This window comes from Mycoplasma paraquilae, assembly GCF_048284415.1.
Lineage (GTDB): Bacteria > Bacillota_I > Bacilli_A > Mycoplasmatales > Metamycoplasmataceae > Mycoplasmopsis.
Genome location: NZ_JBLVZU010000002.1, coordinates 1 through 21,348, shown reverse-complemented (window position 1 = coordinate 21,348; position 21,348 = coordinate 1). Strand labels below are relative to the sequence as shown.

The 21,348-nt window shown below is 28.7% G+C and carries 8 protein-coding genes; 5 read left to right on the top strand and 3 right to left on the bottom strand.

Annotated features, from left to right (window positions below; genetic code table 4):
* Positions 1-29: 29 nt before the first annotated feature.
* Positions 30-1,484, top strand: a complete 1,455-nt coding sequence (locus ACNQ12_RS01205) for a hypothetical protein (RefSeq protein ID WP_418019182.1) — start codon at positions 30-32, stop codon at positions 1,482-1,484.
* Between the two features lie 47 nt (positions 1,485-1,531).
* Here the strand turns inward: ACNQ12_RS01205 and ACNQ12_RS01200 are convergent, their stop codons facing one another.
* Together ACNQ12_RS01200 and mnmG are read right to left on the bottom strand one after the other, a co-directional pair.
* On the bottom strand, positions 1,532-1,966 hold the full coding sequence (locus ACNQ12_RS01200) for a 23S rRNA (pseudouridine(1915)-N(3))-methyltransferase RlmH (RefSeq protein WP_416754886.1): 435 nt from the start codon (positions 1,964-1,966) through the stop codon (positions 1,532-1,534).
* A 44-nt stretch (positions 1,967-2,010) separates the two neighbouring features.
* Positions 2,011-3,846: a tRNA uridine-5-carboxymethylaminomethyl(34) synthesis enzyme MnmG gene (gene mnmG, locus ACNQ12_RS01195; protein ID WP_418027345.1), complete on the bottom strand. Its 1,836-nt coding sequence runs from the start codon at positions 3,844-3,846 to the stop codon at positions 2,011-2,013.
* A gap of 348 nt (positions 3,847-4,194) precedes the next feature.
* Between mnmG and gap the strand changes: the two genes are divergently transcribed.
* The 3 genes from gap (at position 4,195) to ACNQ12_RS01180 (ending at position 17,686) form a co-directional block, all read left to right on the top strand.
* Positions 4,195-5,193 carry a type I glyceraldehyde-3-phosphate dehydrogenase gene (gene gap, locus ACNQ12_RS01190; RefSeq protein WP_418027343.1) on the top strand — a complete coding sequence of 333 codons (999 nt, stop codon included), beginning with the start codon at positions 4,195-4,197 and terminating at the stop codon, positions 5,191-5,193.
* Positions 5,194-5,474: 281 nt separating this feature from the next.
* Positions 5,475-15,650: a hypothetical protein gene (locus tag ACNQ12_RS01185; protein WP_418036953.1), complete on the top strand. Its 10,176-nt coding sequence runs from the start codon at positions 5,475-5,477 to the stop codon at positions 15,648-15,650.
* Positions 15,651-15,793: 143 nt separating this feature from the next.
* Entirely contained in the window at positions 15,794-17,686 is a 1,893-nt protein-coding gene (locus ACNQ12_RS01180; protein ID WP_418036951.1) for a hypothetical protein, read from the top strand.
* Positions 17,687-17,753: 67 nt separating this feature from the next.
* On the opposite strand, the gene ACNQ12_RS01175 is transcribed toward ACNQ12_RS01180, so the two are convergent.
* Complete coding sequence (locus ACNQ12_RS01175) at positions 17,754-20,222, bottom strand: UU173 family protein (protein ID WP_418036949.1); 2,469 nt, start codon at positions 20,220-20,222, stop codon at positions 17,754-17,756.
* An 84-nt stretch (positions 20,223-20,306) separates the two neighbouring features.
* On the opposite strand from ACNQ12_RS01175, the gene ACNQ12_RS01170 reads away from it, so the two are divergent.
* Positions 20,307-21,348: hypothetical protein (locus ACNQ12_RS01170; protein WP_418036947.1), on the top strand; the 1,042-nt coding region annotated here is incomplete at its 3' end.

Sequence of the window (21,348 nt, the reverse complement as noted above, 5' to 3'; positions counted from 1 at the left end):
ATTAAGTTTTTGTATTAAAATATTACCGTATGATTATAGACCAGAACAACAGAAAGAACAAAACAAGCCAAACATTTGACAGCAATACTTGATTTTTACAACAAAGGTTGCAGCTACTACGTAGCGAAATGCTTAAACAACGCTTTGCGATTTTTGTAGCTCACTTTATTTATCAAGCATTATTTATTGCTTTCCTAGTACTAGGGATAATTAATGCTCTTAAAACACAAAATCAATCTGTATATCAAACATGATATACATATATTATTGTTGCTGTATTAATTTTTGTCTATTATAATTTTTGAATTTACATTAAAACATACCAATTACACTATCGATTAAATACGGTATTTAGCTCGCTAAACTATGATACCAAGAAATATAGCAAGCTAATTAAACTAGACTGACTTGTGACATTTTTACCTATTTCTAGTTTATTATTTAAAACACTAGTACTTGAAAAGGATTTAGTACCACAAAAAAAGAACATCAACGCTTTACAAGATCTTGCGAATATTCGTTACTTAATTAATTTAACAAATAACACTAAATTTGCCAAAGTAATCCAAGATGAATTTACATTTTCGATTCAGGACTTAACGATGTCAAGTGTATTACTAGGACTATTTTTAATAATTACAACATTAACAAAATTTACTGGATTATCAAAAGTTGGATTAAGCTTTGAATATGTTTTTTACATTATTTTTGCTTTATTTTTATCAACTTTTAAAGCATCCTTATTGGGGTTAATAGCAGATTTTGCTTCATTACTATTTACTGGTGGAATTTGATCATGATTCTGAATGTATGCCATAGTACCTGTGGCAGTAGTATTAATTGCAAAAGCCTTTTTATGAATGTATAAAGCAAACACAAAAGTAGCTTCACTAGTTACAACAATTATACTAGTTATAATTTTTATAGCTTTATTAAGTGCTACAGCTTATGCAGCATACTTGCATAATATTGATCCTGATTCAGGAGTTTTAAAGAATTTCTTTGGAATTGACAAAAAGAATGGCAATGCAGCTGGATGAAGAATTACGCGGACATTTGGAGTTTCAACCCTATCTGATGCAGTAATTTGAAGTATGGTTGCATTAGGCGGAGTATTTTTATCAGTAGCAATAGTGCTCACTATAATTATTTGGCATAATATGCGCCACTTGTCGCAAAAAGAATTTAACTTAGTTCCAAAATTAGTTTTTGTTAAAAAGTTATTAATATCATTTGGATTAGTTATCTCAGTTATTGTTATAACAAGATGAATTTATGGACCATATGTGTATATTAAATATATGAATTACTTTAATGGGAAAAATTACTTACTAGATGATAAATATATTTATTTCATGATTCCAATTGTACTTCGTTCATTTATTTCAATTCCTATATATACAGCTTTATTAATTACCATATATTCAACACTTGATTATTTTAATGAACGTGTTTTAAAACAAAAGAAAAAAATTACTTATTAGGCCACTTAAATAGTGGCTTTTTTGTATTAAAAAAGAGGTCTAAACCTCTATTTGTGATAAGTAATATTATTTCGAATTGTAAAAGCACGGTAAATTTGTTCTGCCAACATAACTCTAAAAAGTTGATGAGGAAAAGTCATTTTTGAAAAATTAATTTGATTTGGAAAGTAAGACTCAATTACACCATTTGATCCGCCGATAACAAAAGTGACGTTATCAATATCTAAAAAGAGATCGCCAAACTCCTCACTAGAATATTGTTTACCTCTAAGAGAAAGGTAAAAAACTTTAGAATTTTTAGGAATTTTTTCTAATATTAATTCAGTTTCCTTTTGCTTTTTTAATTCAATGTTCTCAATTTTTTGTTCTTTAATTTCAACAACATTTAATTTGCAAAAATAGTTTATTTTCTTTGCATAATCATCATACAGAACTTTAAATTCTTTACTTAAAGATCCAACACAAATAATATTTAATTTCATTTTTCCTCCTGGAATAAGTGACTAATATTATTTGAAATTAGTCTCTATTTATTTCTTGTTTCAATATAAAACATCAACATTTGAATATCAGCAGGGTTGATTCCACTGATTCTAGATGCTTGCCCAATTGTTAAGGGTCTGATTTTAGCTAGTTTTTGCTTTGCTTCAGTTGCGACATTTGGCACTTTATCATAATCAATATCTTGAGGTATTTTAAAGTTTTCAAGTTTATTCATTTTATTTGCTTCTGCTTGTTGTTTTTTAATATAACCATCTAGTCTAACCATGATTGTTAATTCATTTTTAAACTCATAATCACCAACTACTTCACTAGCTTCAACATCTGGTCTGGCTAAAACTCTAAGTAAAGAAACACCATTTTCAATTCCTAGACGTTGTGCTAATGGGCTTTTTGAAGATAAATATGAGTTAGCTAGTTCATCAATTTTAGCTTGAATGCTTGCATACTTATCTACAACTTTTTGATATTGTTCATTTGAAACTAAACCGACTTCATTACCATACTTAGCAAGTCTTAAATCTGGGTTATCATTTCTAAGTAATAAACGATATTCTGCTCTACTTGTAAGCATACGATATGGTTCTTTAGTTCCTTTAGTTACTAAATCATCAATTAAAACCCCGATGTAGGCATCATCTCTTTTTAAAATTAAAGGTTCTTTGTTTTCTAATTTTCTTCCAGCATTAATTCCAGCCATTAATCCTTGCGCAGCAGCTTCTTCATATCCGCTGGTTCCATTAATTTGACCAGCTGTAAAAATATTGCTAATAACTTTTGATTCTAATGAAGGTGAAATTTGCAATGGATTTAAAGCATCATATTCAATCGCATATCCTCATTTTTGTACTTTGCAATTTTCGAGACCAGGAATTGTACGTAACATTAAATCTTGTACTTCTACAGGCATAGAAGTTGACATTCCGTTAACATAAATAATTGAGCCATCCACTGTTTCGGGTTCAAAGAACACTTGGTGACGAGGCTTATCACAAAAACGCATTACCTTATCCTCAATACTTGGACAGTATCTTGGACCAATCCCTTCAATTAGACCTGAATACATAGCTGATCTGCCGATGTTTTCGCGAATTATTTTATGTGTTTTTTCATTAGTATAAGTTAAATAACATGAGATTTGTTTATCTAATTTAACATTTGATCTAGATGAAAATGAGAGATAAGTATCTTCTAAGTTTTCTTTTTCAACTTTAGAAAAGTCGATTGAATCAGCAAAAACTCTAGCTGGTGTTCCGGTCTTTAATCTTTGCAATTCGAAACCAAGTTTAGCTAATGATTGAGAAAGCTTAGGTGTAGTTTTTTGATTATCTGGCCCTGAGATAGTGATTTGATCTCCTCTTAAAATTCGAGAATTCATGTATGTCCCGGTTGTGATAACGAGTTCTTTAGCCTCTAAAATTTCTTCACCTTCTAGTTTAATTGCTTTAAATGAGTCATTTTCAACCAATATTTCTTCAGCCACACCTTCTATCAATGTAATGTTCGGGTGCTTTTGTAAAGCTTCCAAAATAATTCTTGAATATTTTTCTTTATCAATTTGAGCTCTCATAGCCCTAACTGCCGGCCCTTTTGATTCATTCAACATTTTGATTTGAATCATTGCTAGATCTGAAAAATAGCCTTGCACTCCCCCTAAAGCGTCAATTTCACGAGTAATGATTCCTTTAGCTGGCCCACCAATTGATGGGTTACATGGCATCATAGCAATTCTTGAAAGGTCAAAACTAATTAAAGCAACTTTATGTCCCATATTTGCTAAAGCAAAAGTTGCTTCGACTCCAGCGTGACCTCCACCAATAACTATTGCATCATATTTATTATTTGAAACTGTATTATTCATAGTTTTTATATTTTACTATTTTGAATTTAAATTAACATAAAAAAATTAAGCATTTTTAACCTTAATTAACTATAATGAATTTCATAATTAATTTAAACTTTTAATAAGTTGATAAAAAGGTAATTCAGTAAGCTACTAAAATCATAAAAGTTATTTGTCTTTTAGATAAAATGTAATATTTACCTAAAAAATAATGCACTTTTTTAACTTTTTTCTTTTAAATTAATTAAAAAATAAAATTAAAAGAAATAAAAAAACTGTAACTTGTTATAAAAAAACTAATATAATATATCCGAACATAAAAAGGGATACTTTTTATTAATAATTAAACTATTTGAAAGGAAGATTATGAAAAAAGTAGCAATTAACGGATTTGGAAGAATCGGAAGATTATTCTTACGTAGATTACTAGAAACTAAATCAACAGATATGGAAGTTGTGGCTGTTAATGACTTAACTGACCCAGCTACATTAGCACACTTATTAAAATACGATACAGCATACCACGCATTACCAGTAGAAGTTTCTGTTAAAGAAGGTGCAATTGTTGTAAATGGAAAAGAAATTAAAGTTCTATCAGAAAGAGATCCAGAAAACCTTCCATGAGGTGAATTAGGAATTGACCTTGTTGTTGAATCAACAGGATTCTTCACAAAACGTGAAGGTGCAGAAAAACACTTAAAAGCTGGAGCTAAAAAAGTTGTTGTTTCAGCACCATCTGACAAAGATGTTAAAACAATCGTTTACAATGTAAACCACAAAGAATTAAACTCAGAAGACAAGTTAATCTCAGCAGCTTCATGTACAACAAACTGTTTAGCACCAGTTGTTAAAGTTCTTGTTGACAACTTTGGGCTAAAATCAGGATACATGACAACAATTCACTCATATACAGCTGACCAAAGATTACAAGATGCTCCTCACAGAGATTTAAGAAGAGCTAGAGCAGCAGCTCAAAACATGGTTCCTACATCAACAGGTGCAGCTAAAGCTATTGGACTTGTAGTTCCAGAAGCAGCTGGAAAACTTGATGGGGTTGCAGTTAGAGTTCCTACAATTACAGGATCATTAGTTGATTTAACAGTTATGTTAGAAAAACAACCTACAGTTGAAGAAATTAACGAAGCTATGAAAAAAGCAGCAAGTGAAACACTTGAATTCTCAACATTACCACTTGTTTCTTCAGACATTATTGGACAACACCATGGTTCAATCTTTGACTCATTAATGACTTCAGCAAAAGATACAGTTGATGGAAAAATGTACAAATTATACTCATGATATGACAATGAAATGTCATACGTTTCACAACTTGTTAGAACTGTAGAATACTTTGTAAAATTATAATAAGATATAAATACATGATTTAGAAATTAGATCATTCCAGCGTGCATCATTAAGGGTGCGCGCTTTTGTTATTTATTTGTTACTTAATGAATAATTTAATATCTACTATATCCTGAATTATTATGAGAAAAATGTGTATATTTTCTATGGTTATTAATAAACAAAACTTATTGGCAGCACAGTAATATAAATTTTTAATAATAAAAAGAAAATGTTATAATAAATAAAAAAACTATATATAAATCTTTATTTTTTTAAAAAACATCTAATAGGAGCAAAAAATGAAAACTAAAAAAATTGTTATGCCTTTAGCTGGAGTTAGTCTATTAACGCTACCATTAATTGGCATAGTTTCTGCTAATGGAGAAAAAAGTTCAACTAGGCAAGAATTCGGTGGTCAGAATTCTGAATTTTCTGGAACTTTTTTAGAAAATAGCAATATAAATATTATTAAGAATGGAATGAATAGCATAAATGATGCTGTTTTTGGAAATTTATATCCATCTATGCCATCAGAAAATTTAGAATGAACGAATTTACAATCAGGCTACAGTATTTATCAATCACAAAATTCATATTCTTCAACAACAACATCTGACCAAATTTTTAAAAATTATGAAAATGTTGTACAAATTGTTGATATCACACCAACCTCAGCAGGTACTGCTTTATATGGCTCATCAACTTCAAGAGTTAGAACTTGACGAGCAACATTTAATAACTATTTTGTACCTCAAAACCCAGGACAAAAAAATTCTGCTGCAAATAATCATTTTGTACCAGATGGTTATGGAAACATGGGGTTTGGGATTATGTTATCAAAAAATTTACAATTAGTAAATAATTCTCTTAGAATAGCATCAATTGTAAAAGATAAAAATTATAACCCAACAACTATAAATGTTAATGGTAAAAATGTTACTGGTTATTTATACAATGTTTTAAATCAAGATTATGCCGGCAATGCTATCACTGGTGATATTATTTATAAAAATCCCACAAGTAATCAAAATGTAAATATGTCAGCTGAAGGATTTGAAACCTTATGGCCTGTTATGAATAGAGATGGCATGAAAGATTTTTATAATGAAACATATTGAAGTTCATTTAATGATGGATTTAGCCAAAATTACAGCAAAGTAGGTGTTGTAAATAACTTAAAATACTACACCATTGATCCTAACATAAATTGAGCAAGTACTATTAAACAAAATTTCCAAGGTAGTCCAAATGATTTTAGTGATCCGTACTCTCAGGCTTTTAATTCGATGCTTGGAAGCGCGCTAACAACAAAAAATGATAGTGTTCTAAAAAATAATATTGAAAATGCTGGTTCTATTTTATATGGTCAAGTAACAAATGGGTCATATTGAAATAGAAATGCAAACTATCAAACCACAATTGTTATGGAATTTCAAACCATTGATAATCAATCAGATTTTGGCACACAAGGACATTATGCATATATGAATGATGAACCAGGCAGCATTTCAGCTGTTTTAACTTGATACAGAGGTAATTACGGAGGAATCTATTCCAGTGATAATGGAAATTTTGTAGCTGCAAATACAGTTTCATATAATCGTTCAAAATTCAGAACAATTAATGTAGAAATTTCAGAAAAAGCTGTTAATTCATACATAGGAAATCAAAATGAGTCAAATAATTATTTTATTTCAAATGGTTATGGATATGAATTATGATATGAAAATACAAAAATAGGAGAGATACCTTCTGAAGTGGTGGACCAAGCTAAATCCGAAGGATATAATCCAAATAGAAAAGAATTCACAATTAATTTGAAATTTAATTCAGATACATCAAAATGACCTGAAGAAATGAGAAAAAGTTATTCTAGTTTCATGGATCCTTCAAAGTTTCAATTAAGAAGAAAATATAAGAATTCAGGCCAAGAGTTATTCTTTACAACTGGCAACAGCCATAATATGGATAGTGCACCCGTTGACAATGGACTGTATAATTTAGGTGGTACATTCCTTGATACAAATTCATTAAAATACAATGGTAATATTAAGTTTTATGATTATTCTCAATGAATTGGATCACTAAGTAATCAAATAGGTTTTGAAAAATTACAAAATTTAGATAGCATAGCCAAGACGACAAGTTCGAATGAAAATCCTGGTGTTGATTCTATTTATCAAGGGCGCAATTATACATTTAATGATGTCAAATTACTTAATAATCAGTTAACACCTTTTTACAACGGAGTTTATAACGATTGAACACCCGATCATTTCAAAAATGGCATTTGAAAAACTGAAATAAATGATATTAAACAAGGAATCTTTGATATTCAAAATAAAATTCCAACAATTTCAAATATGCAGCCAATAATTGACTACAATAAAAATCCTAATAGTAATACTAATAAAACTATAAAAGACTTTTTAAACTTAAATAATTTCATTAATAATACAACTCCAATTTCAGATTATTTACAATATTCATTCGCAAGTGATGAACTTAAAAAAGCTTATGCAAATGCATTTAATTCTATTTTAAATTGAGAAGCAAACTCCACACCAGATTTTGTTTTATCAAATGGAAATGTTACAGATGCAAATGAAGTTGCAATTAAATTTAAAAATTATGTTGAAAATATTGATAGACAAAAACAAATGATTAGCGAATATAAAGGTAAAGGCTTTAGCGAAGGCGAAGAACTAACATCAGCTCAATTTATTCAAAAAGCATTTAATTTAATTGATGGTGCTGCTTTATATTCAATTCAATATAAAAATGAATTCAAAAATATTATTTTACAACAAACTAACAGAGATGATGTAATTGCATATGTGAATGCAATACTAGATTTAAGCAAAAAATACGTTATTGCAAAAAGCGAGTATGAAACCTATTTACCAGTTTCTACTCAAGAAACTTATAAAAACATACAAAATGTTGATAATAAGAATAATGATTTTACCTATAACAGTTTTCTTTCAGCCTTAGAACAAATGAAAGACTTGTTATCATCATTTGAAAAGTATCAACAAAAAGATGTTGATGTAAAAATAGTTAATACTAATGTTTTAATTAATTTAGATAAAAATCTTAATACAAAAGCTATTGAGCAAAAATATCAATCTATTACTTCAGATATTACAGCTGCAATCGCACATATAAATTCATTAAAAATATCTAATGCTGATAAGGAAAAATACACATCACAATTGTGAAACATTGTAGCAAATAATGGAACTTATGGCGAAACATATAGACTATTAGCAAATTATGCTGCTAGAGAAGCAAAAATTGCTATGGTTGTTAATACAGCTAAAATGCAAGATCTATTGCTTCAAAAGAATAAAGACGTTGCAGCATTTGCACAAAAGTTTAATTTAAATTTCTCATCATTTGAATATACAAATAATATCTCTAAATCTGTTCACGAAGTTGATGTACCCGTTTCTAATGGAACATCAACAGCAACTATTATTACATATGAGGACATTCATCCGGATTTACCTTTTGTAATGAATGGAAGCAAAAAGATATATATTATCCCAAACACCACAGCAGAATCTGCATCAGTTAATTACCACTGACAATCAGCTGCTTTTGACTATATAGTTTTTAATAAAAAGTTTCCAGAACAATCAGAAACATTTACAAAAATTAATCAAGAAGAAACGACACAATTATCTTCATATTTATTTGAAAACTTTGTTAGTGCTTTATCTTACAATAGTGGAGTTCTTTTAACTGAACAACAAGTTAATGACTTCTATGACAATAGAATAGCATTATTAAACACTTTTATAACTCAATTAGAGGAACTAAATTCAGCATACAGCTCAACAGCAGATACAAGAATTAATAAAGCCCAATATAATTTCTACCTTAAAAAATTTATTGATCTAATTTTTACTCAATCAAACACAAATGTCAGCACACAAATCACTGATGGTATTCGTCAAATTAATGGTGAAATAGCTCAATTAAAAGTCTCAATGGCACAATTGAAGAAAAATTTAAGTACATATATATTAGCGAACTCAAGTGCTAATTCAGAAAATAATTTTGCTCCATCTCCAGAACAAAATGTGTTTCAAAATGGACAGTTTTATGGTCTAGGTAATCTAGACAAATTTGCACTATTATATAAGGGCAAATACACATTTAAGATGCCGGAAAATAATGGTAAATTAATTGCTTTAATTACCACGGCATTGCAGGTTCTTGAAATTTTACCTTCTAATATAAATGAAATAGCTAATGGCCAAGGAGAAGAAGCACAAATAGTTGCTGCAAGAACAGGATTCAATTTACCATCTGTTTTAAGAACGACAGTATTTAATACACAAACACCATACAATTGATTTGTATACAACAAAGATCAAATATCAAAATTAAAAGATGCAATAACAAACACAGCAAACTCATTAGATGGAAGATACAATGCTTTAAATAATTATTTTGAATATGCAGTTAATAAATACTTTTCATCAATTAATGATAAGAATCGTCCATTAATTCTTGATGCAGCTTCTACTTTTGAAAAATTTACTAAATTACTGAAAATCCCTGAAAAAGCTGATTACAGAATGGAAAATGATTCTATTTATTACAAGAGTATAAGCAATTTTATTGGATCCTTAGCGAAAAATGAAATTAATTCCTTAAGCAATTTATCACAACAAGAAAAAAGCACATTTAATAAGCAAATATCTAACGGTTCTGACACTATAGACTTTTATTCTTTAATCAGAGGAAGACAAGACCAACCTCAATGATTATGAAAAGTACAAGCTATTTTATATCAAGCTGCTCAAATTAATGAATACAAACAAGGAATCATTGACAAATTAGCAACCAACTATCCTTCATTAAACCAATTCCAAATTGATTCATTTACAAAGACTATTAAAGAATGAAACTTAGTAGATTCTTCAAAATGAAATATTGCAAATGTGTCAGAGGCGATGCCAAGCAAATATTCTGAACTTAATAAAACATTACATTTAACTGCTAGCCAAGAACAACTTTCAAATATTTCTGGTGCCAATGAACAAATGGCTGCTTTAAGAAAATTCTATGCGGAAAAATTAGCGCCATTAAATATTGATACTCCTAATGAATCAGATCTTTTAAAGTTAGCAGCAAATCGTGAAGAATTCATGAGACTTTACAACCCATTTAAAGATCCTGAACAAATAAGAGAAACCGGTTGAAGTGGAATAAACAAAATCTGAGTAAACATAAAAGAACAATATGATAAATTGAATGGATTTAATGTTAAACTACAAAATGATATCAATGGTGTTGACAACTCAATTAAAGATTTTGTAACTCAAACTGAATTTAGTAAAACAACTGATATCTCTAAACTGCCTATTATTCCTAGTCTAGAAGAATACAATAAACAATATAAAGTTATTTTAGGTAACTTAGCAAATGATGTTAAAGGTAAAATTAATGCTCAACCTAATCTAACAGAAGCACAAAAGAAGGCATATGCAAGCAATATTGATACAGTTGCAAATAAACCTGAAGCACAATTTAATGATCTAAAAACCACATTTGATGGTGTAAATCAATTAAATACAACAATGGGTAGTCTAAAAACTCAGTGAACAAAAGCTGTTGCATTCGAAAGAGACAATGAAAACAAATTAAAAGCTTTAAATTCAAAAACTAAGACTGATTTTGAAGCTGCATTAACACAAGCGAATACTGTTTTTGCTTCTTATTCTGAAGAAAATGCTACAGTTCAAAATATTTCTAACTCAGCTGCTCAAGAATTAACAACTAAATTAAGTGAATACATTCAACAATTAACAAAAGAAATTTTAGATAATGAAAAAGAATTAATTATCAAGCAAATAAATGATACATTAGCACCAATTAATGAACAATCACCAGTTGATATGCAACAAGCAAAAAGTGATTTAACTAAAGGATTAAGTACAGACAATACTCTTGAAGATTTAAAAGGCAAATTACAAAAAGCAAAAAATATTGTAGCTGCAAAACCTATATACGAAGCAATTAACTCTGCACAAAATTCAAATGACAAGTCAGAGGATGTTACAAAAGCTATTGCTACAGCACAACAAGAATTAGATAAACTTGTTAACCAAAAGGAAACACCAGCAAATGAAACCGTTCAAAAAGTTGCTGATGATTTAAACAATGCAGTTAAATTAAGTGAGCTAAAAAATCAAATTGCAGCAGCACAAAAAGTTCAAAATCCTTCTCAAGAACTTACTAATGCAATAAGCGCAGCTCAAAGTGTCGCTAATAATAAAGAAACAAGCAAATATGATACTCAAATCACAGCTTTAAAAGATGCTATGAAGAAGGAACCACTTTACAAAGCTATTGCAAATGCTAAAAAAGAAAACGAAACACTAAAGAATCCTTCATTAACTTCAGCAATTGAAAGTGCTCAAAATACAGCTAAATCAAATGATTTATCTGAAGAAGATGTACAAAAAGCTGTTGATGAACTAAATGATGAATTAGCTAAAGCAAAAGAAAACAAAAAGTTACTTGATAATCTAAATAAAGCAATAACTGCAGCAGAAAGCCAAAATAATGGTACTGCAACAGGTCTATTACATGATTTAATTGAAAGCGCTAAGAAAATAGTTGCCCAAGGTACTTCAGCTAATGCGACTGAAATTTCTAAGGCAACAAAACAATTAGAATATGCAACTGAATTAGATAAATTAATCAAAGTAAATGCACAAGCTCAAGATAAAGTTGCTCAAAATAATAGATCAAGAGAAATGAATTCAAATATTACCGATGTAGATGGATTTATCAATACTTGAACTGAACAAATTAAGAACAATATTTCAGCTCTACCTACTTTTGAACCTAATACAGAATTTAAAGATAATGTTAATGCAAAAATTGCTAAGACATATCAAACTACAAATGCAAATGATCTATATAAAACAGCTGATGCATTAACAGCTGCTAACCCAGAACCATTTGCTGAAGATCTAAAACCATACTTTAATAACTTTGCTAAGAATGCTGGTGAACTATATAATCAAATTCCTGCTTCAGTTTCAAATGATAAATTTGATGAAAATGCTGATACAAAGGCTCAAGACTTAACAAATGCATTAAACGCAAATGCAAACTACTATGAATTAGCAAAACTTGCTCATCAAGCAAAAGGAATTAGTGAACAACAACAATCTCAAGCATTAAAAGATGCTTTAGCTGATGCAAACACAATTTTAGGAGTTAAAAACAGTGAATTAACTGTTGCTGTTAACAAAGACTTTAATAACACATTTAACTCTATTGTTAAGTCATTGAAACAAGAAAACTTAAAAGATAAAACAGATAAGGCAAATCAACTTTTAGCACAAGCAAAATCAGATTTAGCTAGTGCAATAAATAAAAATGCATTAGCAAATAGTCTTGCAAACGCAAATCAAATAATGGAATTATTAAACAGCGGAAAGATTGTTATCCCCGAAAAAGATGCACATATCGAACTTTCAATTGAAGAAAGAAAACAACAACTTCAACAAGCTATCGCAAAAGCTACTCAAGCATTAAATACTAACCCTGAAAAATCTCAAACATTCTATGATGATGCTGCAAATGAGCTAGACAAGACCAACTTAATTGCTAAAGAATTAATTAGTAAATTAAAAGAAGTATTAAATTCTGAAGTTACAAATGCTCAAAAAATTTCTCCTAAATATGATGAATTATCAAATAGCATTAAGACAGCTCAAGAATTAATTAAATCTCCTACTTCTACAGCAGCAGATTTAGTCAATGCAATTTATGACTTGAAGAAATTAGAAGCGAAAGCTAAGTTAAATAATGCGATTAATTCTGTACCAGCAGAATTAGCAAATTCAAATTCATATAAAGAATTAGCTTTAGAACCAGCTAAAACAGTATTAGATAATTCAAGTTCAACAATTGAAGATTTCAATAATGCTGCAAATAAATTAGACAGCGATAAAAATAAGGCTCCATTATTTAATGCCTACGACCAAGCAATTAAAGCTTCAACTCCTGTAGATCCTAAACTCGCCTCTGCAATTGAACAAGCTAAAACAATCTTAACTGATCCAAATAATGAATATTTAACAGCTAATAAACAATTCTTCGAAGAAAAAGCAAAAGAGTTAACTAAATTACTAAGCAACAATAACTTAAACAATTTAGTTAACAAGGCTGAATTAGTTCAACCTAAATCAACTCAATTGACAGATGCATTAGAAAAAGCTAAAAAGGCACAAGAAACAATTGAAACAAATACAGCAGAGCAAAATCAAGCTGCTATTGATGCTTTACAAGATGCCTTAAATAAAAATACACTTCAAAATACTATTTCAAATGCTGAAAAATTATTAAATAGCTTTACTCCTAAAGAAGGCCAACAAGCTACTGAAGAAAGCACAAAGAACAAGAATGCACTTGAAACTGCTATTCAAGAAGCAAAAGCAGCTTTAGCTGATTCAAATAACTCGACAGAAGAACAATATAATGCAGCAGCAGAAAAACTACAAAAAGTTGTTACTGCTTCTGATAAAGTTTTATCTGACGCAAAGAATGAATTAGTAAATCAAGCTAAAGAATTAAATCAAAAAGCGCAAGATGGAACATTAAAACCATCTGCTGGATTAAGCACTGTAATCCAAAAAGACTTAAACCCAAGTGAAACAGATAATTATTTAGATTATGTACAGGCTAAAAAAGAATTAACTTACTTACAAGATTCTAATAATTTAGCAAATGCTATTAATTCTATGCCGCAATTAGATTCAAACATTTCAGGAATTAATACTACAAATATTTCACAAGCATCACAAAATACATTAGCTAATAAGGAATTAACAGCTAATGATTATGATGCTCAAGCTAATAAGCAAAATGCTTTAAATGATGTTATTAATGCAGCTAATAATATTCAAAAATTAGACTCATTAAACCAAACTCAAAAGAATAACATTTACAATGCATTACAAGAAGTTCTGAATAATCAAGGTACTAAACCTCTTACTGATGTACAAAATGAAATTAATAAGATTTCTCAAGATGCTAATGCTTTAAATGAAGCTATGAAAGAATTAAGAAATACTTATAATTCAATTTCTCCTGCATTAAAAGACTTACCATTATCATCTATAAATTACACTTATGCTGATGATGCGTTGCAAAATGCTTATAATACTGCTCTAACTTCAGCCAAAAATGTTACAGCAAATCCAGGAACTGTATTAGGAACAAACCAAGCTCAAAATGTAACTGAATTAAATAAACAATTAAAAGAAGCACTAACAGCATTGAATGGTAATAACAATTTTGCAAAAATTAAATCAGACGCTGAAGCTGAAATGAAATCATTAAATGATTCATTAAACAGTAATCAATTCTTTAATGCTCCTACAGCATTACAAAACAAATACAAAGATGCTTTAAAGAAAGCACAACAAGCCTTAAATGATGTTACTGCTATGACTAGTGCAACTGACAAAACTAAGACAGCTACACTAGAAAGTGCCTTAGCAGCTGCAAAAGAATTACAAGCTGAAATCAATAAGTTTAGTAATGAGAAATTTAATGATGGAACTAAAGATGTTCCAGAAATCCAAGATGTTTTAAACAATCTACCATTTATTTCTCCTTCTGAAAAAGAAACACTTAAAAATGAGTACAACAATACAACAAATTACAATGATGCTCAAGGTGTTATTTCAAAAGCAAAACAACTAAATGATTCACTAAGCAAACAAGCTTCAAGTCTTAATGATAAAGTAAATGCATTAGTAAACAACTTACCAAATATTAATAAGCAAAACTTAACTGATGCAATGAATCAACTAAAAGACTTAAAAGATAAAGTTGCGCCAGATCAATTACAAAATGCAAGTGATTTATTAAATGCAATTAATGATATTGATGCTTTAAACCAAGCTTTAGCTGCTTATGAAAAAGCTAATGTGCATTCAGAAAATTATGATGCTACATTAAAGAATTTACAATCTGCTATAGCTAAAATGCAAGCATTTTCTAATAAACAATCTGACAACCCATTATTTACTAAAGTACAAGAAACAGCCAATAAGCTTATTGCACAAAGCAATGGATTAATAAAATTAGTAAATTCATTGATTAATAATGATAAAGAACAATTCCAAGAAGCAATTAATACTCTTGAACAATCTTCAAAAGGTCAAGCATATAAAGAATTTGGAGATGTTATTAATAACAATGACTATTTTGGAATACTTTCTACAGCTAAAAATAAATACACTAATAAACAAGCTAAAGATTTATTAAACATTTTAAGTTCATCTGCATACAATAATATGCCAAATGTAGTAACTTCTACAATGTTAAAAGATATTAATGCTACTGCTTCATTCCCATGATGAGCTTACTTATTAATTGTTAGTGGTACATTATGAATAGCCGGAATCATTACTCTTGTATTTAGAAAAAAATAATAGAAGCTTAGTTAATATCGCATGAAATGTCAACATTAATGTTGGCATTTTTTTCTTTTTTAGTATTAAATCCATTTTAAATATGGTTAAGTTTGTTTTATAATTATTTATAAAATATAAAAAATAAGTAAAGGAAATAAAATATGACAAAACACAAAAAGAAAAAGATATTATTTATTGCAATAGGGGCAGTTCTTGCTGTTGGACTTATATCTGGTATTGCAGGAGGTACAGTTGCTAGCCAAAAGAATAAACAATATAAATCAGAACGTGAGCAAAGAATTAATAGTTTAAAACAAATTAATTCAGCTAAATTAAAAAATGAATTAGAAAGTTTTACAAATCTTCCACAAGCTTTGTTGTTAGCTAAAAATAATTTGATTACTGAATTAACTAAACTAAATGATGTTCTTATCAATACTGATAAATATTCAAACGATCAAATTGCTATGTTACTGCAAAAATATAATGATGCAAATACTGAATGAGTAACAAATGTGACAACTTATTTAACTATGGCATTGGCTTATATAAAAAATGATATTAATACACTAACTCCTAATGGTACACTATATAACACCCTAAACAGTTTAGCTAAAACAACACAAGTTTTTGAACTTTCTTATCAAAATGCGCAAGTTGGTCAAAAACTTTCTAATTTAATTAAGGTTAAAACTGATTTAATAAATGCAAACCTTTCAATGATTAGTAAGTTAAAATCAGTCCAAGAAACTGGTATTCCAAATGACAAAGAACTAATTAGTTTTGTTAATGAAACATTGAATAGTGGCATAAATTCAACTGACCAAGTACAATATGCTATAGAGCAAATAAACGCTTCATTAGCACCAAATAGCCAAACAGCTGCTCAAACAATTTCTGATGCAGAAGCACGGGCTTTAGCGAAAGATGCTGAGATTATAAAAGCTGCTGATGAATTAAATAATTTAAAGAAAAATATTTTGGAATTATTAGACTACTTAAAACAACAAAATATGCAAAACTCAGTAACAACTTTTAAAACATTAGACATTTCGTTACGTAATTATGCAGATAAAAATTCTAAACTTAAGGCACAAATAAATAGTGTTCTTCTAAACTCTAGACGTGCTGAGGCAGGAAAAGAATTAGAAAATTTAATTAATTCTCCAGCACACAATTCCTTATCTTCAAATATTGCAAATGAAGATTTTGATGCAATGTTACCTAGTGATATAGTTGCTTTAAAAAATAATTTTGTTACTAATGAAAAAGAAGCTAAAAATATCCTAAAAACAATTGATAATTATACTCCACAACAAATTGCATCGCAAAAACAAGCATTAAATGATGCCAGCCAAGCTATAAATAATGCTATTTCAAATTATGTGGATTTAATGGCTCAAAATGTTGAAAATAACACTAAACAGTTATCGAAGGATGGTGACACATTATTTGGTACAATTAAAAATAACTACTCACCAGCAGGAGTATTTGATCAACTTTATGCAAAATATAAAATTGCAGAAAGTGTTACAAAATTATCACAAATTAAAGAGATCTTAGCAAACACAAAACTAACAAGTCTGGAAAAATTCCTTCAAGTGCAACCATTATGACTAGAATCTAATAAATCTGTAGCACAATTTATTTCAGACCCAAAATTTGGAATTTTGGATCAAGAGCACACTAATCTGAATGCTATTTTAAAATTAGCTGTAGATGGAGTTGTTAATAATGATCCAGCTGCATTGAGCGAATTCTTTGATGGTAAAAAAATAACTATTGATGAATTCAATCTATTACTTAAACAAAATAAAATAATTGATGCTGCTAATAATATTGCAAATACGCAAATTAAAGTTAATGACTTTATTAAAAACTTAAATGAAGCCACAAAAGAAAATACTTTTATTTTATATGCGCCTCTTAATGAATTATTAAAATTAACTGCTCAATACTGAAATGAATTACTGCAAAAAGCTTTAAGAGAAGAAGTTCCAGTAGTAAGAAAACTTCTTACACAAAAAAATAATGAATCTAATGAATCTCATTAGTATCATTACATATTGCCTCAGGCCTTTAAAGCTTGAGGTTTTTTATAAAAAAAGAGCCTATAGCCCTTTATTTAATGTCTAATTTATTATCATCATTAATATAATATTCAAAATCGTTTGCTTCAATTTGATATTCAAAATGATCCAATTCGTTTTTAAATTTTAACCTTCCAAGGTACATAATTAGTTCATATACCATAATCATGGCCTTGACGTCATTTTCACAATAAAGTTTCAATGCAGGCACGGTTAATTCATTTCATAATGTATCACCAATAATTCCGGCATTTCTTTGCATTGCTTTTTCCATAGCCATAGTTCCTTTTTGAATTTCAAGATCTTTATAAGGAGTAATTAAAGTTTTAAGCTTTAATCCTAGGTGTGTAATGTATTTTTCAATCTTTTTAATTGAATAGTAATACATTAAATAATTAATTGAAATAATATGGCTGTTTCAAGAAGTAATTTCATGAAAGCGCGCAACATCAACGTTATCTAAAAGCTTAATTGCATGATTTTGCTCATCTTCCTCAAAAAAGACATATTCACGGAGTTCAGGATCCATGTTATTAACGGGCAATTTTTCAGAAGCATAACGATTGAAACAATCTGCAAGGTCAATTGTATTGCCATTAATATGAAAAACTATATGTTCAAAATCTTTTAAACCATTTGGGAATAATTCATTGAATTGAGCAATAAAAGTTAGGTTCTTTTCTGAACCATCACCATGTAGCATTTGCTTACGTACAAGTGATAAAACTTCTTTATTACGAGTGTTTTCATAACTTTTATTATAAACAACATAAGCATCAGCTTTATCACAGTAGATTTCTTTAATCATTTTTACAATATCAATTAATTTAAGTCCTAAAGTATCTATTACTATATTTTCTTTTTTAATTTCATTTCCATTTTGAGTCAAAATTATAGAAACTTGATTAATTACTTGATTATAGGAAGGTACATTATCAATAATTGGATATAAATTCATGAATCCTTCATAATCATATCAGCAAATTCTAGCATCTTTAATATGTATTTTTTTAACTACATTTAAGGCTTGAATGTTAAAAAAGTTAATATTATTTTTGATTCTTGCAATTTTATTAGTAATTGCTTCATATGATTTTTTTTCAGCTGGTTTAAAGGCATTTCCTGAATAATAATCGTATTTATTACCAAGTATATAATTTAACATAGCACTACGCTCTAGAGCTGTAAAATATTCTGGCAATGTAAAGTTTTGCTCGTCAGTATTTGGGATTAAACTTGTTGTTAATCAGTTTTTAACCTTGCTATCGTCTTCATTGGAACTAACGCTATAAAAATATTTAATGGCATCATAATTAAATGCATCTTCGTTATTAAATTCTTGGTAACTTTTAATCATAACTTGAACATAAAATTCAAAGTTTTCAAGTTGCCTAATAAGCAAGTCTCCTTTTCCCTTAAATTTAAAGGGTTGGTATTGTTCTAACTCATGTATATAGTCATTTTGATCAAGAATTGAACTTTCAAGTTGGACATTATCTTCCTCTTCATTAGCTTTAATAACAGTTTTATCTACTTCAACTCCATTTTGCAATATCAATCCACTTTTTGCGCTTTTGGCAAATGAAAACATACTATTGCGTTCATAAAAACCATTATAACCAAGCAAAGTAGCATCTCCGGTTTTCTTTAAAATGAAATCGAAGTCAATTAAATCACTATTTAATTTGGTGCTGCTTGATTTCGCAATACTTTTTAATGGATAAGCTGAGTAAGATTCATAGAACCAAATTTCATTTTGCTTAACACTTTTCTTCACAGCGGAAACTGGATCAATAATAATAGTTGAACATTCATTTAGTTCTACACCATTGCGCTTAAGAATTTTTTGCAAGTATCAAAATTGATAAAATTGTGTATTTTTTGCTCTTGAAACATAAGATAATGTTGTCAATTTTTTCAACTTTTTATCATATAGTAAGCTATCTGATACAAATCTGAATAATTGACCATTTTCATCCGATACTTGATACTCTAATACAGGATCGATAATTAAATCTATTTCTGGATTTGAAAGGAATTGCTTTGTAGCAGTGATTTTATTATCCAACTTATCAGTTCCTCTAATAAAAGCAACTTTTTTAGGACTGATTTGATATTTTTTAATATATCAATTAATAACATCCTTTTTATATTTAACATAAGAATCCAAACGAATGTTAATGTATGATTCTGATATATCATCAAAGTCAATTTTTTGATCCACATTTGTTTCAAAATGATCATCTTGAATGTGAAAGAAGATATCAGCTTCATCAAGTTCATTTATTTCGAAATCTTGATCAACAAAACCAGATTCATCATTTTCTATTTCTTGCAATAATGCACGATGATCTTCAGGAGAATAGCCTCATTGCTTCTTGTATTCATGTTCAATAATTCTATCTTGCAAATTGCTTGTGTTATAAATCATTGCTGGATTATTGTAAAAAACTTTTTTAAAAGTACTTCATTTAACTATGATTGGGTCTTTTTCATGCATAATACTCCTTTGCTCCTTTTTATATTATTGAATTATAATATTTTATATAAAATATTATCAACAATTAACTGTGAAGGATTTAAAATGAGAAGAAGTAAAAACTTAAATAAGATAATTTTAGTTGGAATTGCACCTATTACTATAGTGCCAATAATAATTGCCTCAAAATGTAATAGTTCTCAAAATAATGATGACAAAACTGACAAAACTGACAAAACTGACAAAACTGACAAAATAAATGACAATAAAATTAAAGAACAAGTACAAAATTTAAACAATTTGTTAAATCAAGAGCAGTTGAATTTTAATACTTTAGTTACTGCTAATATTGATAAAATAAAAAGTTGAAATATAATTTATGCTGATAGATTAGAACTTATAAAGTCTTCATGAAATGATATAAAACCAGAAGTTGCAAAAAAGAATGAAAAATTTCAAGCATCACAAGCACAATATGAAAAACTTGTTGCTAAATTTAACTCTATAACATTAAATACTTCAAATTCTGAATTAGGAGAACTTCAAAATAAAGTTAAATCAAAAATAAACACTATTAAAAGTCTTTTATTAGAATTCCAAAAAGTATTAGTTCCAGCGTTCAAAACAATTAATAATCTTGATGATTATTTAAAATACCCACTTAAAAGATGGAATGAAAATAAAGTTGAACTTGAATTAGTGGTGCAAAATGCAGAAGCATTAAAAAATCAAATTAATAAGGTTAAATTATCTATAAATCAGCCAGGTATGTCAGACCTTAAAATTCAACAATTACAAAACAAAATTAATGACATACATAGTTTAATAAATGATTTATTTAATAAGTTGGTAGACATAGCTAAAGTCAATAATAATGATTTATGATTTTGATTCGTTTCTCGTAAAACTAGCATTCCTGAGTTAGACGAAGTAAAAAAATGAGGCAATGGCATTGATTCAAATATGGTTCAACTTCAAGACTTGATCAATGATTTCCAGGCAAAAAGTGAAAAAATAAGCAAAGATAATGCAGAGCCAAAAACTGATAAAGAACATGAGCAAGGCAATACAGAATCAAACAAAGACGAAGGAAAAGACGAAGGAAAAGACGAAGGAAAAGACGAAGGAAAAGACGAAGGAAAAGACG